Source organism: Mycobacterium sp., assembly GCF_004298145.1.
Classification (GTDB): Bacteria; Actinomycetota; Actinomycetes; order Mycobacteriales; family Mycobacteriaceae; genus Mycobacterium.
The window spans coordinates 121476-138119 of record NZ_SCRH01000046.1 but is presented as its reverse complement, the minus strand read 5'-3'; the positions used below and the strand labels follow the sequence as shown (position 1 = coordinate 138119).

Genomic DNA, 16644 nt, shown 5'->3' with positions numbered 1-16644 from the left:
TCACTAGCGATCGGAACGCAGGCGCCCGAATAATTTGGGTCGCATGATGAGCCCGGCGCTTGCGGCAGTGGCGCGATGTATGGGGTGGGGGATTGGACAAACAGCATGCCGCCCGGATAGGCGTTTGCTATCGGAGCGAAGACGAGCCCCACGGCAAAGCCAATTATCAGCAGCGCTAATTTTCTCACGGTGGCGAATCGTAGCCCGACTCTGCCGCTTACGGTCCGTTTCCACCAAACGTGACCGCCGATGTATGCAGGTATCCAAATCGGTTGGCGCACTCAAGCTTTGTGCGGACGTTCCGTGCGGTTTCGCGCAAGGCGCGGTGGAGGGGCACTTCGACTATCGGGCGGTCGAACCGGAGGGTGAAAACTTTGCCGTGACGGTCAAGATCGGCTTCGGGCTGGAGAGTCGGCGGGCGCTGGGCCGATCCCATCGCGAGCCGCGTGCCATACGCGACCCCCCAAACACACGTCCGCGCTTGATCGTCGATACGACTGATGATCCGCGCCACCCCATCCAATTTCCGCGGCCTCGTAGCGAGCCAACCAGGAGTGCAGCGTCTGGCGCGACACCCTAACCTTCTGGCAACCTGCGAAATCGACAGCCCATCGCTGATCACCGCCAACACGGCCGGATACCTCTGTTCGGCCACGGTTAACTCCCTCATCTAGGGAGCGTCGAGGATCAACCGAGGTCATACAGCGTTGTGGTGCCCCCACTAGGACTCGAACCTAGGACCTGCGGATTAAAAGTCCGTAGCTCTACCAACTGAGCTATAGGGGCTGCGGAGATTCAGGATACTTGGAACCAAAACACGGCTCGTTTGAGGATTGGGCACACAGTGACCTAAGCTGACGTGGCTCCCAACGAAACCACGTTGCGAGTACCCCGGAGTGATTCGGTTCTGGCCCCCATCGTCTAGTGGCCTAGGACGCCGCCCTTTCACGGCGGTAGCACGGGTTCGAATCCCGTTGGGGGTACGCGACGCGGCGACGCGGAGCAGCAGCAAGGCCCTGTGGCGCAGTTGGTTAGCGCGCCGCCCTGTCACGGCGGAGGTCGCGGGTTCGAGTCCCGTCAGGGTCGCCAGCGCGGCGAGGCATTCGCTGCCTTCCGGCCAGGTAGCTCAGTCGGTACGAGCGTCCGCCTGAAAAGCGGAAGGTCGGCGGTTCGATCCCGCCCCTGGCCACCGGTTCTGAACTGCACGAACGCAGTGACCGCCGGCGTGGAGTGCCAAATGGTTTTCTGGACGTAGCGAAGGTCAGTGCCCGAAGCCCGGGCCAGGCTGGCGCACATGCGTCGATCGTGAATCGTCAAGGGCGCCAAGGTCTGCGCGCGATTGTCGCGCTAATGTACCGCTGCCGTCGTCCGGCGGAGACGCTCGCACGACGTCCCCGCACTATGCTCCGGGCTCCCCTCCCTCGAAGCATGCGAAGAGATCCCATTCGCCCGGCAGGCCCTTGAGAACGTGGGCACCGCGGGGCCGGAACACAAAGCCCGCGTTGCTCGCCAGTGTTTGCGTCGTGGCCGACACCAGGATCTCGTCGGCCGTCGCCGCGCTGAGGATCCGCGCCGCTTCATGCACCGCGACGCCGCGCACGTCGCTTCCCACCAGTTCCACTTCTCCGACGTGTACGCTCGCGCGGATCTGCAGGCCTCCCCGGCCCGCGGCACGCCCTACCGCCGCCGCACAGCGCAGGGCGGCAGCAGGCCCATCGAAGGTCGCGAGCAGCCCGTCTCCGGTCGTGTTGACCTCGTGGCCATGGTGGCGCTCTAACGCCATCCGCGTCGCCTCGTAGTGTGCGGAGAGCACATCTCGCCATGCGACATCGCCCAGTCGTTTCGCCATCACCGTAGAGTCGACGAGATCGGTGAACAGCAGCGTGACCAGGGCCCTGCTCTGGGTGCCGATGAGCCGGAATCCCGCGAAGGCCCGCAACCCCGACCACTCGATCTGGATGCACGGCTCGTTCCCAAGGGTGTATCCGTCATGACCGGGCGGAATCTCGAATACGTCGTCCGGCCCGAACTGGAGCGTGGTCCCGTCGCGCATCACGACTCCGAACCGGCCCGACACCACGACCCCCACGTGACGCGCCTCGCACCAGTCCCCGCCGACCTCTGGACGTACGTCTGTAGACCACCGCCAGCCTGGCTGTGTCACAATCCGCCCGACAGTCAGGTCGCCCACATCGACCTGCTGGACCTTGATCCCGTTGAACTCGAGTGTCTGGTCCGGACTCATCAGGTTCTTGACTCGAACCTCGCCCATCCTCGCATTTTCATGCACGCCCCGCCGACGGTCAATGATCACGAGATGCTCGCTGCTCGCTGCTCGAAACCGTGGTCCGAGCCCGCTACGCACGAGGGCGGGGCAGGGCTTTGGCAGTTGACGTCTCGAGGCCGGCTCATCGTCAAGCCGCGTTTGCAGCGGCTTCGGTGTCGGTACGGTGACCGGGCCGCAGCAGTCCCGGAATCAGCATCGGTATCCCATCACTCGCGGGCAGCTCGGCTTGATGTCGGTGATCAGAAGAGTCGTCCGATTCAGTCAGGTCGCTAGGTGTTGCGCCGCTGCGGCAGCTAGCCGAATAGTGATTTCGGCGCCGCCAGCGACACGGTTTTGGGCAGTGACGGTGCCGTGGTTGCGTTGAGCGAGACTGTCAACGATCGCCAGGCCGAGCCCCGTCCCGCCGGTGGTGCGCGCTGTATCGGCGCGACTGAATCGGTCGAAGGCGCGGGGGAGGAAATCGTCTGGGAATCCGGGTCCTTGGTCCGCGACACGGATCTCGACAGTGCCGCCGCTAACGCTCTGGACGTGGATGGTGATTACCGGTGACCCGTGCTGGGCGGCGTTGTCGATGAGGTTGCTGATGATCCGATCCAGGTCGTCAGGGTCGGCGCGAACGTATTGGTCTGTGGGGCAGTCGATGTCGAGTTGGTCGCCGAGGCTGTGCCGGTAGCGCTCACCGATCCCCTGTAGGTGGGTGTGCAGGTCGATGCTTGGCGGCTCGGCGGATCGGTCGGTGTCGGCGACGGTGAGCAGGTCGCGCGCCAGGCGGGACAGTCGGGTTGTTTCATTGAGGGCCGAGCGGATCGCGACAACCAATTCGGGGTTGCTGCGTGGACGGCGCAGGGCGAGTTCGAGTTCAGTGGTCAGCAGGCTAAGCGGCGTGCGAAGCTCGTGGCCCGCATCCCTGACGAACTGTCGTTCTCGGTCCAGTGCATCTTGCAGCCGTTGCAGGAGTTCGTTGAAAGTTGTTCCGAGGTAGCGGATTTCATCGCGAGCGGGTGGGATGGGCAGGCGAGCGTGTGAGTCCGTCGCACTGATTCCGGCGGCGCGGGCGCGCATGCGCTCGACCGGTCGAAGGGCGGCGGCGCCCAGCAGATGCGCACCTAGAGCGGCGGCCGCCAAGACGATCGGGAAACCAATGGCCAGTTCATTGCGCAGGTCCGACACGGCGGCGTCACGGTCGGCCAGGCTCTGGGCCGCCACGACGATGCGTCCACCAGGGGCCGGGCCTGCTGCCACCCGTACCGGGCCCTCCAGATTGCCCAGCCGAAAGTGATCGACGACCAACTGGCCCCGTCGAGCGGTGTCGAGCTCGGACGGTGTCAACGCGGTTTGCCCGGCGAGGTTTGGGGTCGCGGCGAGCACCTGGCCGTCGGGAGCGATGACTTGTTCGGCGTTATCGGGCCCACCTCCGGCAAGCATCAGATCGTCGTCCGCTGCCATCGGGCGTAAGTTCGCCAGCTGATTGGACAGGGAGTCGGCGATCGCGCCGTCCAGCGATTCTTTCGTATGGGCAAGGGTGAGAATCCCAACGATCAGCAGCACCAGCGCCATCACCGCGGTGAACCCGGCGGTGAGTCTGATCCGGATCGGCCAGCGCTGCATCATCGCCCCGTTTTCTCGGGCCCACCACCGTCGGCGCGCATCCGATAACCGATGCCGCGGACGGTTTCGATGGAGCGCAACCCGAACGGCCGGTCGATCTTGTCGCGCAGCGCGCGGATGTGGACGTCCACGACATTCGAGCGCGATTCGTAGGCGAGGTCCCAGCAGTGTTCCACCAGTACTTCCCGGGTCAGCACCGTGCCCGGGCGGCGCATCAGCAGTTCGAGCAGCCCGAATTCCTTGGTGGTCAAGTCGATCTCGGCCTCATCACGCCAGCATCGGCGGCTGGCGGGATCGGCGCGCAGCGTTCCGACCGTCAACACCGTGGGTCGTGGTATCGGCCCGCGGCGGATCAGCGATCGCAGCCGGGCGAAGAGCTCGTCGAGGTGAAACGGCTTGGTGAGGTAGTCGTCGGCGCCCCCGTCGAGCCCGGCGACGCGGTCGGTGACCGCGCCGCGGGCGGTGAGCATCAACACCGGTACCCACTTCTGCTGGTTGCGCCATTTCCGGCAGACATCGAAGCCGGACATGCCTGGCAGCATCACATCCAGCACCACCGCGTCGTAGTCATAGACCATTGCGGCCTCGTAACCGCTAGGGCCGTCGGCGGCGAGGTCGACGGCATAGCCGTCTTCGATCAGCCCACGGCGCAGCAGGCCGGCCATCTTGGGCTCGTCTTCGACCACCAGTACGCGCACCGTTGTCACCGCCTCTCTGTGCTGTGGCGCCGTGGCGTCTCTAGGCCTACACCCATCATCGCCGTTAGGTGAGGTAAAGCAGGTGTAGTCGGCCGTCATGAAGCTGGGATGAGGACCTCTCGCCGCGCCGGGCACCGGGCGGTCGAACTTCATCGTGACTTCATCAAGACGCGATAGACCATGGCCAACCGAACTGCCATCCACAGTGTGTGGATGCCGCGGATGAAGGGAAGGCGCATGGCAGGCGTCAAGAATGCCGCTGCGGCAGCGGTCGCGATCGCCACCACGGCGGCGGTGGTACTGGCAGGTTGCAGTTCAGGCTCCAAGGGCGGCGCGGGTAGTGGCAACGAGCAACCCGGCAATCCCCGTTCAGCGGTGAGGACGACTGAGGCCGACTGGAAACCGGTAGCAGACGCGCTCGGGCGCACCGGCAAGCTCGGCGACAACAACACTGCGTATCGAATTAACTTGCCGCGCACCGACCTTCACATCTCGTCCTACGGTGTGGACATCAAACCGGGGCTGTCGCTGGGCGGCTATGCGGCATTCGCCCGCTACGACAACAACGAGACACTGCTGATGGGCGATCTGGTCGTCACCGAGGAAGAGTTGCCGAAGGTCACCGATGCGCTGCAGGCCCACGGCCTCGCCCAGACCGCGCTACACAAGCATCTGTTGCAACAAAGCCCGCCGGTGTGGTGGACCCACGTGCATGGCATGGGCGATGTCACCCAACTGGCCCAAGGACTCAAGGCGGCACTGGATGCCACAGCGATCGGCCCGCCGACCCCACCCCCGGCGCAGCAACCACCGGTCGACATCGACGTCGCCGGGGTCGAACAGGCGTTGGGCCGCAGGGGAACCCAAGATGGCGGGCTGTTGAAGTACAGCATCCCCCGCAAAGACACCATCATCGAGGACGGGCACGTGCTACCCGCAGCCTCGCTGAACCTGACGACCGTCGTCAACTTCCAGCCCGTCGGCGGCGATCGCGCAGCGATCAACGGTGATTTCATCCTGACCGCCCCCGAGGTGCGGAAGGTCATCCAGGCGTTGCGTGCCGGCAACATCCAGATCGTGGAGTTGCATAATCACGGGTTGACCGAGGAGCCTCGTCTGTTCTATATGCACTATTGGGCCGTCGACGACGCGGTCACCCTGGCGCGTGCGCTGCGCCCGGCGATGGATGCCACCAACCTGCGGTCGTCATAATCGGAATGCGGGCCGCGACACTCGCAAATCTCAATTGCGTGACCTGGTTGCCGTCGACCCGCGCGCCAACCGCGGCGCGGCGACTTGCGGGGCTGGCCGCCCTGGCCGGTCTCGGCGCGCTGCTCATCGACATCTACCTGTACTGAGCACGCCGCGCCCACACCGACCAGGCCAGGGGTGCGCCAACTAACCGAATAGGCAAGCGAAATACGTTGCGACAGGACCTAGTTGAGATTCCGTGATCAATCGTTATCCGGGGCTTCGGTGCCCACAAAATGGAAGCCCTGATCTAGGTGTACTTCCACCTGATTGCCATCGGGTTTGGTAACGAGCACCCCGTAGTAGGCGGCCCCCTCATTGGTTTCCTTTTCGACCTTCCCGGCCTTGCCCGGTATCGCTTGTACCGCCGCGGTGCGTGCCTGATCCGCTGCCGGGCCGGTGACCTCCTGGTCGTCAGCGACTGCGACGCCGACGCCGAGGGCGCCCAGGACGGCCACGCCGGCTACGCCAATGCCAACCTTCGTTCTAACTCTCATCGATCCATCCGTTCTCGTTGTAACTGTGGTTGGAAAACGACGTTAACGGCGGCACATGAAGCCAGGATGAAAGCGATCAAATTCGTCTGCTGCCGGTATGGCAGCCCCGGCAGTCAGGAGCGGGAGCTGGACTTGCCGCTCTGGGCCGTAGGGGAATTCGATGACAGAGGGCTATTCGATCCCGGCATCTGCCCATGCGCTGCGCCCGGGCACTGGACGCCACCGATCCTGAGCGGGTATTTAACACACGAGGATCCGAGCGCTCCCGTCACGAGTACGACACACGGTTCTCTTATCTTGAATCACCATGGCAGACCGAGGGTGACCACCGCGATGGCGGCGGTGAGATCGGGGAGAGGATTGCTAAGCTTGAGACGATCGCTTCGGGCAATCCGGCGACCAAGTAGCCGATGAATCCAGGAATCCTTCGCCCCTCACGGTGCCAGCGTGAAACGGCATATGACTCTGGCTTGACGGCGTGCGGGGCACCCGTCTTCGCTTCGTAGATGTATGCCCGCGTGGCCATGTGCCAGTTCCTCGCCGCGCTGCTCACAGTGAGCGGCCGATGATTTCTTTCATGATTTCGCTTGTGCCACCGTAGATCTTGTTCACCCGCGCCGCGGCGTAGGCGCGGGCGATCGGGTACTCCATCATGTAGCCGTATCCGCCGAAGAACTGAACGCACCGATCCACCACTGCGACGGCCTTGTCGGCAGCGACCAGCTTGGCCATCGACGCGGTAGCCGGGTCGTTCTTGCCGTCGATGTACTGTTGGATGCAGTAATCAACGGTGGTCTTGATCGAGAGCACCTCCGCCTTCAGTTCGGCCAGCTCGAACCTGGTGTGCTGGAACTTGATCAGCGGCTTGCCGAACGCTTCGCGTTCCTTGGTGTAACGCAGCGATTCGAGCACCGCCGCCTCCGCCATTCCGGCGCACGTCGCGGCGATAATCAGCCGCTCACGCGCCAGTTGCTCCATGAGTTGGTAGAAACCGAGACCCTCCTGCGCGCCAAGCAGATTCGCCACCGGCACCCGCATATCGGTGAAGAACAGTTCGCGGGTATCTTGGCCGTGCTGGCCGACCTTCTCGAGCACTCGTCCGCGTTCGAATCCGGCCAGATCCGCGTTGGTCTCGGCGACGATCAGCGATATTCCGGCGGCGCCCTGCGTGCTGTCCGTCTTGGCGACGATCACCAGCAGATCGCAGTGGGTTCCGTTGGAGATGAACGTCTTCGAGCCGTTGACTACGTAGTGGTCACCCTCGCGAACCGCAGTCGTCGTGACAGCCTGCAGGTCGGACCCGGTGCCGGGTTCGGTCATTGCGATCGCGAGCACCTTCTCCCCGCTGATGATGCCGGGCAGCCAGCGCTGCTTCTGCTCCTCGTTCGCATAGGTGTTGATGTAGTGCGCGACGATCGGGGAGTGCACGATCCAGCCCGACGCCGCGTCGCCGGCCAGGGCGAGTTCGTCGGCGACGACGGCCGACAGCCCGAAGTCGCCGTCGATGCCGCCGTACTGCTCGGGCAGATCAACACCGAGCAGGCCGGCATCGCCCAGCTTGTTCCAGAACTCACGGTCGACCTGGTGCTGTGCGGCCCAGCGCTCCTGATTCGGGGTCGACTCCTTGCGGAAGAACTCCGCCGCGTGCTTGCGCAGCTCGCGGTGTTGGTCCGTCTCCCAGGTGGCGCGGTAGTCGGGGAATAGTTCGGACATGGATCACCCTCCGTTCAGGTCTGTTGTTCCTGCGTTCAGCGTTACTGCTGCACAGCGTTGAGCGGTATGTCGGCTTGCGCTGCAATGGCTTCCAGTTCCGCGGTGGTCTTGCCGGCGAAGGCCGCTCGGATGCCCTCGTGCGTGCCGTCCGCGCCGAACGTCTCCAGAACGCGGCCGAAGAAATGCGGCTCGATAGCGCCGAGTGCGACGTACCCGTCGGCGGATTCGTAGATGCCGTAGCCGGGGAACGCACCCCCGAGGACGGCGCCCTCGCCCATTAATCCGTGTCGCACGGCATCACCCGCACGGGCGGCGGCTTCCTCCAGTACCACCCGGTACGCCCGTCCGCCGCCGGATTTCGTGCGCGCGATCAGGGCTGCCAGGGCGGTGGACACGGTGCGTTCGGCGCCGAGCATGTCCGCGATCGGGACCTTCGGCATCGACGGGGGCGTCAGTGTGCCGTGCACCGCTTGGTAATTGAGGTCGTGGCCGGGCACCTCGGTCGCGTCACCGTCATGGCCGACGATCTCGATCAGCGAGAGCTGGGGGAACGTCTGGTGCGGACACGCAAGGCCGAGCCGGTCGAGGGCGGACGGTCGCATCGAGGTGATGAGCAGGTCGGCGTCGGCGAGTAGATCGTCCAGCTTCGCCCGATCGGACTTGATGTCGAGGGCGACCACTGTCTGCCGCATGATCAGCTGCGCATACCAGCCGGGCACCGCCCCAGCGAGCGGGTCGCCGCTGGGCGGCTCCACCTTGGTGACCGTCGCACCGAGCTCGGCGAGGCGGGCGGCCGCGAGCGGTCCCGGCAGATTGATGGCCAGGGATACGACCCGCACGCCGACGAGCGGTGGTGACATTCCGATCGCCGTCTTCCAAGGCACGATACGATCGTATAGTAAAAAAGTCAGCCGTAAAGTCAGCGGCGCCCCGCCGTACCCTGAGCTACGTCCGGGGCGACCCGACAGGAGGCGAACATGGTGAATCCGCGGGCGTCGAACGACGACCTCACGGCGAAGGCGCGTATCCGCAACGCGGCTCTCGACCTGTATGCCCTGTATGGCGAGGACCGGGTCTCACTGCGTGCTGTTGCCGCTGAAGCCGGCGTGACCCTCGGCCTCGTGCAGCACCATTTCAAGTCCAAGGCCGGATTGCGCGACGCCGTCGACCAATTGGTGGTCGACTACTTTGAGAGCGCGCTGCGAGAAGTGGGTCCAATCGACGACCCCGGCGAGCACGCCGCCGCCCGCGATGCGGCGGTGAGCCGCATGCTCGAGGAGAATCCGACGGTTGTCGATTACCTGCGACGCGCCATCCTGGCACCCTCTGACGATCAGATGCACTTGCTGGATGTGCTGGTCGATCTCACCCGGCGTGAAGTCAGCGCGCTGCGGGACGCGCATATGGCCTCGTCACAACGTCGGTTGTCCGGACAGGTGGTGTCCGTACTGGTGCGGCAAATGGGTGAATTGTTGCTACGCCCCATGGTCGACGCGGTATGGCAGCGGGTTGCCGATCCGGACGATCCGGTCAAGCCGACATTGATCATCCGCGTCGAGGACTGATCGACCGGCGGTCACGGAAACCCTTACTTGAGCATGCTCCCGGCATCGACGGTGACCGGAAGGCCTGTGATGTAACGCGATTCGTCGGAAGCCAGGAACAGCACCGCGTTGCTGATATCCACCGCCTCGACCCATCCGATCGGCAGCACGTGCATGAACTGCGCGGCGACCTTGAGGTCGTCCGGGCCGGGATTCTTCAGGTCGGGCCGGAACAGCTTCATCGTCCCCTCGTTCATGAACATGGGCGTGTTCACGTTGGTGGGGTGAACGGAATTCACCCGGATGAAGTGCTCGCCCAGCTCGACGGCGAAGGTGCGCATCAAACCGACGACGCCGTGCTTGGCGGCGATGTAATGACCGGTGTGCGGGTAGGCCTTGAGCCCGCCGACCGAACTGGTCAGGATGATCGATCCGCCCTGACCCTGGGAAATCAAATGCGGCACACCGGCTTTGACGGTCTTCCAGACACCGGAAAGGTTGACGTCGATCATGTCACGCCAGTCGTCCTCACTGGTTTTATCCAGCGTCTGGCCGCCGTTGCCGATTCCGGCGTTGGCGCAAATGATGTCCAGCCGGCCGAGCTGTTCGACGCCGCTGTCCACCGCGGCTTTGAGCGCGTCGTAGTCACGGACGTCGACTTCGGCGGTCACGATGCGGCGGTTGAGGCCCTTGATGAGGTCGGCCGTTTCGGCCAGGTCATCGGGCGTCGAGGGCGGGATCTCGCTGCTGCTGCTGATCGGGGTGCAGATGTCGACCGCAATGATGTCGGCACCTTCCTGCGCCAGGCGCACCGCGTGGCTGCGGCCCTGGCCACGGGCCGCCCCCGTGATGAACGCGACCTTGCCCTCAACTCTTCCGGCCATGACTGCACCTCGCCTGTGTGTGGATTGGTTTTATTTGTCGATCGATCAGGAGGGTGGCACCATTTGGCCGCAGTGTCAACAGACGTGTGGCCGGCCGCGCGATGAGGTGCCGCGGCCCGAAGGCGGCCGTGCTGCCCTCGCGGCAGCGAGCGGCCCGTGCTAGCTGCTTGGCGTGGACGCCGCCGCAGGCGCCTTCAGCAGGCTCATCTGGTGTTCGGCGAACGCGCGCAACTCGTCGTGCCCCTGGGTGACGCCGACGGCGCTCTCGTTACACAGGCTGCGCGCCACCTGCGCGATCAGCATCGAGATTGCCACCGGCGGGTATTTCTCGAGATCGATTCCGTTGGCGCGCAGCACCATGGTTACCGCCGCCGTCTCGATGTCGCGTACACGTTCGGCATACGCTTTGAGTTCGGTGCCAATTGCCTTGCGGTGGTTGGCCAGTGCCATGAACTCGGCGTTGAGAGTGGTCAATGCCGCATCGCTGTTCATCAGCCATAGCGCTCGAAGCGGATCATCCTCGGCCAACAGGGCGCGCATGCGCGTCAGCGCCGTTTCGGCGCCGGCGCGCAGCACCTCGACGAACAGATCGTCCATCGTCGGGAAGTAGTAATAGACCAGGGCCTGCTTGACGCCGGCCTCGGCGGCGACCCGCCGGGATGTGGCGGCGGCATAGCCTTCGTCGCGCATGATCCGGGCGGTCGCTTCGATCAGCTTGCTGCGCGCCCCGGCATCCGTGTTCCTCTTGTTTTGGCGAGTCACCGTGCGGTTGGGCGCGCCCGCTTTGCTTGACCGGCCCGCGCGATCCGTGGTAGGCATACCGCATCTTAACAATTTGGTCGATCGATCAACTTGTGGAGCCGCGACAGTGGACGGAGGGCGCCGATGACGACAGCACGCATGCGTGTCCGGGTGGATCCGCGCCTGTGTGAGGCACACGCCCTCTGCGTGGAGATCGCCCCCGAGGTTTTCGAGCTGGGTGATGACGTCGCGACCTGCGATGAGACACCGGCTGAAGCGTTGCGCCACAGCGTAGAAGCCGCAGTGGTTGCCTGTCCGCGCCAAGCCATCAGCTTGGTTTCAGAAGAAGAGTGAACGTGCCGCACAGCGCTTTCTGGGCCAGGAGAAGGGATCTGAACTCATGACCGATCTCGCCAACGTCGACTACTTCACCGACGCCGACGTCGCGCAGGACCCCTATGAGTACTGGGAATATCTGCGCAACCAGGGACCGGTGTTTCGCGAACCGCACCACGGCGTCGTCGCCGTCACCGGCTACCAGGAAGTCCACGCCGCATTCAAGGATGTCGATTCGTTCTCCGCCGTCAACGCGATCGGCGGCCCGTTCCCGCCGCTGCCGTTCACCCCCGACGGTGACGACATCAGCGACCAGATCCAAGCGCACCGCCACGAATTCCCGATCTTCGAGCACATGGTTGTGATGGACCCGCCCGAGCATGAAAAGGCGCGTTCCCTACTCGGGCGGCTGCTCACCCCGCGCCGGCTGCAGGAAAACAAGGACTACATCTGGCAGTTGGCCGACCGCCAGTTCGACGAGTTCATCGCCAACGGTCAGTGCGAGTTCCTCAGCGAATACGCGAAGCCGTTCGCGACACTGGCGATCGCCGATCTGCTCGGGGTCCCCGACGAGGACCGCGCGGAGATCCGCCGCAATCTCGGGGCCGGCAATGCGCCGGGCGCCAGGGTGGGCGCGCTGGATCACGAACCGGTGGGCAGCAACCCGTTGCAGTACCTTGACGATCTGTTCAGCGCCTACATCACCGACCGGCGACAGCGAGCCCGCGAAGACGTGTTGACCGGCCTGGCGACCGCCACGTATCCCGATGGCTCGATCCCGCCGCTGTTGGAGGTCGTCCGGCCGGCGACCTTCTTGTTCGCGGCCGGGCAGGAGACCGTGACCAAACTGCTCAGCTCGGCGGTGCAGATCCTCGGCGATGACCCCGAGCTGCAAGAGCGGCTGCGTTCAGATCGAGGCTTGATCGGCACGTTCATCGAAGAAGCGCTGCGCATGCAGAGCCCGACCAAGGTCGACTTCCGCCTGGCGCGTAAGACCACCACCCTGGGTGGGGTACACATCCCGGCCGGCACCGTCATCATGCTGTGCCTGGGAGCCGCCAACCGTGACCCGCGAAAGTTCGAGAATCCCGACGAATTCCACGTCGACCGGAAGAACGTTCGCGAGCACATTGCCTTCGGTCGCGGAATCCACACGTGCGCGGGTGCGCCGCTGGCACGCGTGGAAGGACACATCACCGTCAACCGCCTCCTGGACCGAACGCGCGAATTCAGAATCAGTGAGGCCAAGCACGGTCTGCGTTCCAACCGCCAGTACCGCTACGAGTCCACGTTCTTGCTGCGCGGACTGACGGAGTTGCACATCGAGTTCACCGCGGCCGACTGACCGCCATCAGTCCTGCGCTGCAAGGCCTTTCACCTGCCGGTAGTAAATGATATTGCCGCCGCCGGCCCAGTTTCCTTCGGGAATCTCGCGGATCAACATCCACACGTGAAACGCCTTCGGGCCCTGAGGGTCGATTCCCGCCGCGGCACACACCGCGGCGTGCACGTCGGCGGCCAGCTGTTCCTTGCGGTCCTGCGACAGCGCACCTTCGAATACTGTGAGATCAACCCTGAACCGAGGCGCACCCGGTCCCCGGCCGCCCACCGAGAGCGCTTCGGTGTCCAGCGCGTGTAGATACACCCAGGTGTTGTCACGCAAAAACGGTGTGTCCGGGGCGCGTTCGGCGCGCAGCAATACCGTGACCAACTCGTCGGCCAGCGGGCTCAGGGCTGCCTCGTCCACCGAGCCGCGCACGAATGTCAGGTCGATCATCGGCATTGCGGAACCCTCCTGACAGCTTTCTCAAGCCCCTGACGAGCCGGTGGCCAGCATCAAGGCTAGCTGACCGGCTACCCGCGAATAGATGGTCGAACGGCCACGTCGGACAGGAACTGCCCGAGATGTGCGAGTGCGGTGGTGTATTCGTGCTCGGACGGTGTTCCGTAACCGATGATGATGCCGTCGGCGCGCTGAGCTGTGTCGTGCCAGAAGGGCGTCAGCCCGGTGAGAGCGATGTCGCGTTGGTGCGCGGCGGCCAACACGTCGCCCTCCGAGATGTCCTCGGGCAGTGAGACAACGGCATGCAGCCCGGCGGCGATTCCCAGCACCGGCATCCCGGGGGCGCAACGGCCGAGGGTAGCGACAAGGGCGTCGCGGCGGTACCGGTAGCGCCGCCGCATCCGCCGGACGTGCCGGTCAAGCGCCCCCGATTCGAGCAACTCCGCGAACGTCAACTGGGCGAGTACATCGGTTCCGCGGTCGGCGCGGCGCTTGGCCTCGACAACCCCGTCGACCAGGGCGGCGGGCAGCGCTAACCACCCAAGGCGGACACCGGGCGCCAGGCTCTTGCTGGCGCTGCCCGCGTAGACGACGTGTTCGGGCGCCAGGCCCTGCAGCGCGCCGACGGGGTGACGGTCGTAGCGAAATTCCCCGTCGTAGTCGTCCTCGATCAGATACGCACCGCGGGCGGCGGCGAGCCGCGTGAACTCGGTGCGGCGGTCGGCGTCGAGCGTCGCCCCGAGCACCGCCTGGTGCGCCGGGGTGAGGACCGCCGCGGCAACGGTTTTGGTCAATCCCTCGGGCCGCGCGCCGCCGTCGTCGACGTCGAGTGCATCGATGGCAAGGCCGCCGGCGGCCGCCGTCGCACGATGGTCGGGCAGGCAGGGATTCTCGAGGGCGATCGAGCGGGCTCCGCCGGCGGCCAGTGCCTCACACACCAGGCGCAGCCCCTGCGTGAACCCGCTGCAGATGACAATGTGCTCGCCGGTGGTGAGCACTCCGCGTACTCGACCCAGATAGTTGGCCAGCGCTGCGCGCAGGCGCGGTGAGCCACGCGGATCTGCCGGCCCGAGCTCGGCGTGCGGAGTCTCCTGCAGGACTCGGCGTAGCGCGCGTAGCCATTCGGTGCGAGGGAACATGCTGAGGTCCGGGCGGCCGAGGCGAAAATCGGCCGCGTAGCGCTGGACAACGGGTGCGGGACTGACCGGTGCGTGGAGATGCGGCCCGCCCGCCACCTGGGTCGTTGCGCCGGGGCGGGTGCGGAGGTATCCCTCGGCTGCCAGTTGCGAATAGACCTCGACGACCGTTCCGCGCGCGAGCCCGAGTTGTGCGGCGAGGCCACGGGAGGACGGCAACCATTCACCGGGGGCGAGGCGGCCGTCCCGGATGGCTTGTCGCAGTGCGGCTTCGAGTGCCGCGCGCCGGCCGCGGCCCGGTGGAAGGTCAAGATGCAGGTCGACCCCGGTATCGCGGCTGGTCCAAGAATTCGCCATCAAATTGGACCTTACCGATGTGCCGGTGTGTTCGATAGCGTCGACCGCGTAGCGGTTCGTGCAAAGGGGAGGCAATGGTTGATCTGGGTGCCCGGCGTCTTGATCGCGCGGCGAGTTGGACGGCCGAAGTCAATGCGTTCCAACGCGCGGCGGAAACGCTGCGGCCCCCAGGTCGTCGCCTCGTGGACGACCGCTACTCCCGGTATTTCGTCAGGCACCCCGCGCTGCGTGCCATCCTGGGCCACCGAGGCTCGGCCGACGCTGCGCTTCGGATTTTTGACCATCTGTGGGGAGGGCTGCACGCCCACATCGCGCTTCGGGTGCGCTACGTCGACGACGCATGTGAGGCCGCGATCAGCGCAGGAATCAGCCAACTCGTGCTGCTCGGCGCCGGCTTCGACACGACCAGCCTCCGCCGCGCAACCAGCCCGGTGACAATTTTCGAGGTCGACGCGCCGGCCACTCAAGCCGACAAGCGCCCCGTGGTCGAACGGCTATTGCCGTCGCAGCACCGATGCCGAATAAATTGGGTGGCTTGCGATTTGGAATGGAACGCGCTCCGCGAAGGCCTGCTCGCCGCCCGCTTCGACCCCACCGCTCCAACGCTTGTTGTGTGGCTGGGAGTTACCCCGTACCTGACACTTGGTGCCATCGATGCGACGCTCGCCGACCTCGCCGGACTCTGCACCCCGGGAAGCCGACTCGTCCTCGACTACATCACTGCGGGCGTCGTCGCCGCAAATACCCCATGGAAAAGCGCGGACCGGATCGCCCGGATGGTTACCCGGCGCGGCGAACCGTATCGCACCGACTTCACCGAGTCCGACCTGAACGCAACGTTGGCGGCCCACGGATTCGAACTCCGCGAGCATCTGACGGTGTCTGCGCTGTTGCGGCGCTACGACCCGACGCGCGAAAGCCGATTATCGGCCGACGACTGGCTCGCCGTGGCGACCGCCGAACTCGGATAAGGCGCAACCCGGCCACGCCCGACGGCCCAGATGACCCGCCGCGGCCCGATCGACCGGGACAATGGCCGCATGCGTCTCGCAGGGGTGCTCAAGCTGGCCGTCGCCGTTGGCCTGGTCTGGGGATGGGGTGCGGCATGGGGCACCCCCCGCGGGGCGGCCGGCCCCGACGTGCCGCCGGTCAGCGATGCCGCCCGCGCGGCCGGGTTCGTCGACGTCCGCACCGTCGTTCCCGACGCGGTGATCGACCTGCGCTACGCGACGACGAACAATTTCACCCACACGCAGTTGTATCCGTCCGACGCCAGATGCCTTGTGCACCAGTCTATGTCTCAAGGACTCGGAAACGCCGCGTCAACGCTGCGGGCGCAGGGCCACCTGTTGGTGTTCTGGGATTGCTACCGGCCGCACGACGCCCAGGTCAAGATGTTCACCGTGGTCCCCAACCCCGCTTGGGTGGCACGCCCGGGCCAGTATGCGCGCAGCCACGAGTCCGGACGCTCGGTCGATGTGACCTTCACAACGACGCAACAGCCGTGCGCATCGCGGCTACGCGCGGGCGGGCTCTGCCTGGCCGACATGGGCACCGACTTCGACGACTTCACCCCTCGGGCAACCGCTTTCAACACCCAGGGCATCAGTGCCGACGCTCGGGCGAACCGAGCCACGCTGCGCGACGCGATGAAGTACGGAGGTCTGAGCCCGTACTCCGGTGAATGGTGGCATTTCGACGGTCCGGGAGCCGGCGTCGACCGTCCGATTCTCGACGTTCCCGTCGACTAGTGTCTCGTATATCGAGGCAATAATGGCTTTATCGCCATCCCGCACGGTGAAATCATCT

General features: G+C 65.2%; 16 protein-coding genes, 4 tRNA genes and 2 pseudogenes. 9 read left to right on the top strand and 13 right to left on the bottom strand.

Features of this window, described 5'->3' with window-relative positions; all coding sequences use genetic code 11:
* Positions 1 to 527: 527 nt before the first annotated feature.
* A pseudogene (locus EPN51_RS19405) lies at positions 528 to 670 on the bottom strand (helix-turn-helix domain-containing protein); the annotation flags it as partial.
* A gap of 40 nt (positions 671 to 710) precedes the next feature.
* Positions 711 to 786 (bottom strand) — tRNA-Lys (locus EPN51_RS19400).
* Between the two features lie 124 nt (positions 787 to 910).
* Here EPN51_RS19400 and EPN51_RS19395 point away from each other — a divergent pair.
* The 3 genes from EPN51_RS19395 to EPN51_RS19385 all read left to right on the top strand — a co-directional run bounded on the left by EPN51_RS19395 (position 911) and on the right by EPN51_RS19385 (position 1189).
* Positions 911 to 983 (top strand) — tRNA-Glu (locus tag EPN51_RS19395).
* 29 nt (positions 984 to 1012) lie between these two features.
* Positions 1013 to 1089: transfer RNA gene (locus EPN51_RS19390), tRNA-Asp, on the top strand.
* A 26-nt stretch (positions 1090 to 1115) separates the two neighbouring features.
* Positions 1116 to 1189, top strand: a tRNA-Phe gene (locus tag EPN51_RS19385).
* 14 nt (positions 1190 to 1203) lie between these two features.
* On the opposite strand, the pseudogene EPN51_RS19380 reads toward EPN51_RS19385, so the two are convergent.
* The 4 genes and pseudogenes from EPN51_RS19380 to EPN51_RS19365 form a co-directional block, all read right to left on the bottom strand.
* Positions 1204 to 1338: pseudogene (locus EPN51_RS19380) on the bottom strand (site-specific integrase); the annotation flags it as partial.
* Between the two features lie 61 nt (positions 1339 to 1399).
* Entirely contained in the window at positions 1400 to 2272 is an 873-nt protein-coding gene (locus EPN51_RS19375) for an adenylate/guanylate cyclase domain-containing protein (protein WP_293045540.1), read from the bottom strand.
* A 276-nt stretch (positions 2273 to 2548) separates the two neighbouring features.
* Entirely contained in the window at positions 2549 to 3895 is a 1347-nt protein-coding gene (locus EPN51_RS19370; protein WP_293045537.1) for an ATP-binding protein, read from the bottom strand.
* Positions 3895 to 4602, bottom strand: coding sequence for a response regulator transcription factor (locus EPN51_RS19365; RefSeq protein ID WP_366509462.1), 708 nt, complete (start codon positions 4600 to 4602; stop codon positions 3895 to 3897). The genes EPN51_RS19370 and EPN51_RS19365 overlap by 1 nt, the downstream gene beginning before the upstream one ends.
* Positions 4603 to 4830: 228 nt before the next feature.
* Here EPN51_RS19365 and EPN51_RS19360 point away from each other — a divergent pair, with 228 nt between their 5' ends.
* The gene (locus EPN51_RS19360; protein WP_293045534.1) at positions 4831 to 5805 is read left to right on the top strand and encodes a DUF1259 domain-containing protein; all 975 of its coding nucleotides are present in this window, start codon (positions 4831 to 4833) and stop codon (positions 5803 to 5805) included.
* A 242-nt stretch (positions 5806 to 6047) separates the two neighbouring features.
* Here EPN51_RS19360 and EPN51_RS19355 read toward each other — a convergent pair whose 3' ends face one another.
* The 3 genes from EPN51_RS19355 to EPN51_RS19345 all read right to left on the bottom strand — a co-directional run bounded on the left by EPN51_RS19355 (position 6048) and on the right by EPN51_RS19345 (position 8914).
* Entirely contained in the window at positions 6048 to 6302 is a 255-nt protein-coding gene (locus tag EPN51_RS19355) for a PepSY domain-containing protein (protein WP_293045532.1), read from the bottom strand.
* A gap of 588 nt (positions 6303 to 6890) precedes the next feature.
* Positions 6891 to 8054 (bottom strand): acyl-CoA dehydrogenase family protein, encoded by a 1164-nt coding sequence (locus tag EPN51_RS19350; protein ID WP_293045529.1) that lies wholly within the window; start codon positions 8052 to 8054, stop codon positions 6891 to 6893.
* A gap of 41 nt (positions 8055 to 8095) precedes the next feature.
* Positions 8096 to 8914 carry a CoA transferase gene (locus EPN51_RS19345; protein ID WP_293045762.1) on the bottom strand — a complete coding sequence of 273 codons (819 nt, stop codon included), beginning with the start codon at positions 8912 to 8914 and terminating at the stop codon, positions 8096 to 8098.
* A 117-nt stretch (positions 8915 to 9031) separates the two neighbouring features.
* Between EPN51_RS19345 and EPN51_RS19340 the strand changes: the two genes are divergently transcribed.
* Positions 9032 to 9619 carry a TetR/AcrR family transcriptional regulator gene (locus EPN51_RS19340; protein ID WP_293045526.1) on the top strand — a complete coding sequence of 196 codons (588 nt, stop codon included), beginning with the start codon at positions 9032 to 9034 and terminating at the stop codon, positions 9617 to 9619.
* A gap of 23 nt (positions 9620 to 9642) precedes the next feature.
* Here EPN51_RS19340 and EPN51_RS19335 read toward each other — a convergent pair whose 3' ends face one another.
* Positions 9643 to 10482 carry a mycofactocin-coupled SDR family oxidoreductase gene (locus EPN51_RS19335; RefSeq protein WP_293045523.1) on the bottom strand — a complete coding sequence of 280 codons (840 nt, stop codon included), beginning with the start codon at positions 10480 to 10482 and terminating at the stop codon, positions 9643 to 9645.
* Positions 10483 to 10641: 159 nt separating this feature from the next.
* Positions 10642 to 11196 carry a TetR/AcrR family transcriptional regulator gene (locus tag EPN51_RS19330; protein WP_293045760.1) on the bottom strand — a complete coding sequence of 185 codons (555 nt, stop codon included), beginning with the start codon at positions 11194 to 11196 and terminating at the stop codon, positions 10642 to 10644.
* A gap of 186 nt (positions 11197 to 11382) precedes the next feature.
* Here EPN51_RS19330 and EPN51_RS19325 point away from each other — a divergent pair, with 186 nt between their 5' ends.
* Positions 11383 to 11577, top strand: coding sequence for a ferredoxin (locus tag EPN51_RS19325; RefSeq protein ID WP_293045758.1), 195 nt, complete (start codon positions 11383 to 11385; stop codon positions 11575 to 11577).
* Between the two features lie 46 nt (positions 11578 to 11623).
* Positions 11624 to 12904, top strand: coding sequence for a cytochrome P450 (locus EPN51_RS19320; protein WP_293045520.1), 1281 nt, complete (start codon positions 11624 to 11626; stop codon positions 12902 to 12904).
* Between the two features lie 6 nt (positions 12905 to 12910).
* On the opposite strand, the gene EPN51_RS19315 is transcribed toward EPN51_RS19320, so the two are convergent.
* Together EPN51_RS19315 and EPN51_RS19310 are read right to left on the bottom strand one after the other, a co-directional pair.
* Complete coding sequence (locus tag EPN51_RS19315; RefSeq protein ID WP_293045517.1) at positions 12911 to 13342, bottom strand: tautomerase family protein; 432 nt, start codon at positions 13340 to 13342, stop codon at positions 12911 to 12913.
* Between the two features lie 71 nt (positions 13343 to 13413).
* Complete coding sequence (locus EPN51_RS19310; protein ID WP_293045514.1) at positions 13414 to 14835, bottom strand: PLP-dependent aminotransferase family protein; 1422 nt, start codon at positions 14833 to 14835, stop codon at positions 13414 to 13416.
* 83 nt (positions 14836 to 14918) lie between these two features.
* Here EPN51_RS19310 and EPN51_RS19305 point away from each other — a divergent pair, with 83 nt between their 5' ends.
* Positions 14919 to 15806, top strand: a complete 888-nt coding sequence (locus tag EPN51_RS19305; RefSeq protein WP_366509463.1) for an SAM-dependent methyltransferase — start codon at positions 14919 to 14921, stop codon at positions 15804 to 15806.
* Positions 15807 to 15875: 69 nt separating this feature from the next.
* Positions 15876 to 16586 carry a M15 family metallopeptidase gene (locus EPN51_RS19300; protein WP_293045509.1) on the top strand — a complete coding sequence of 237 codons (711 nt, stop codon included), beginning with the start codon at positions 15876 to 15878 and terminating at the stop codon, positions 16584 to 16586.
* The last annotated feature ends 58 nt before the right edge of the window (positions 16587 to 16644 follow it).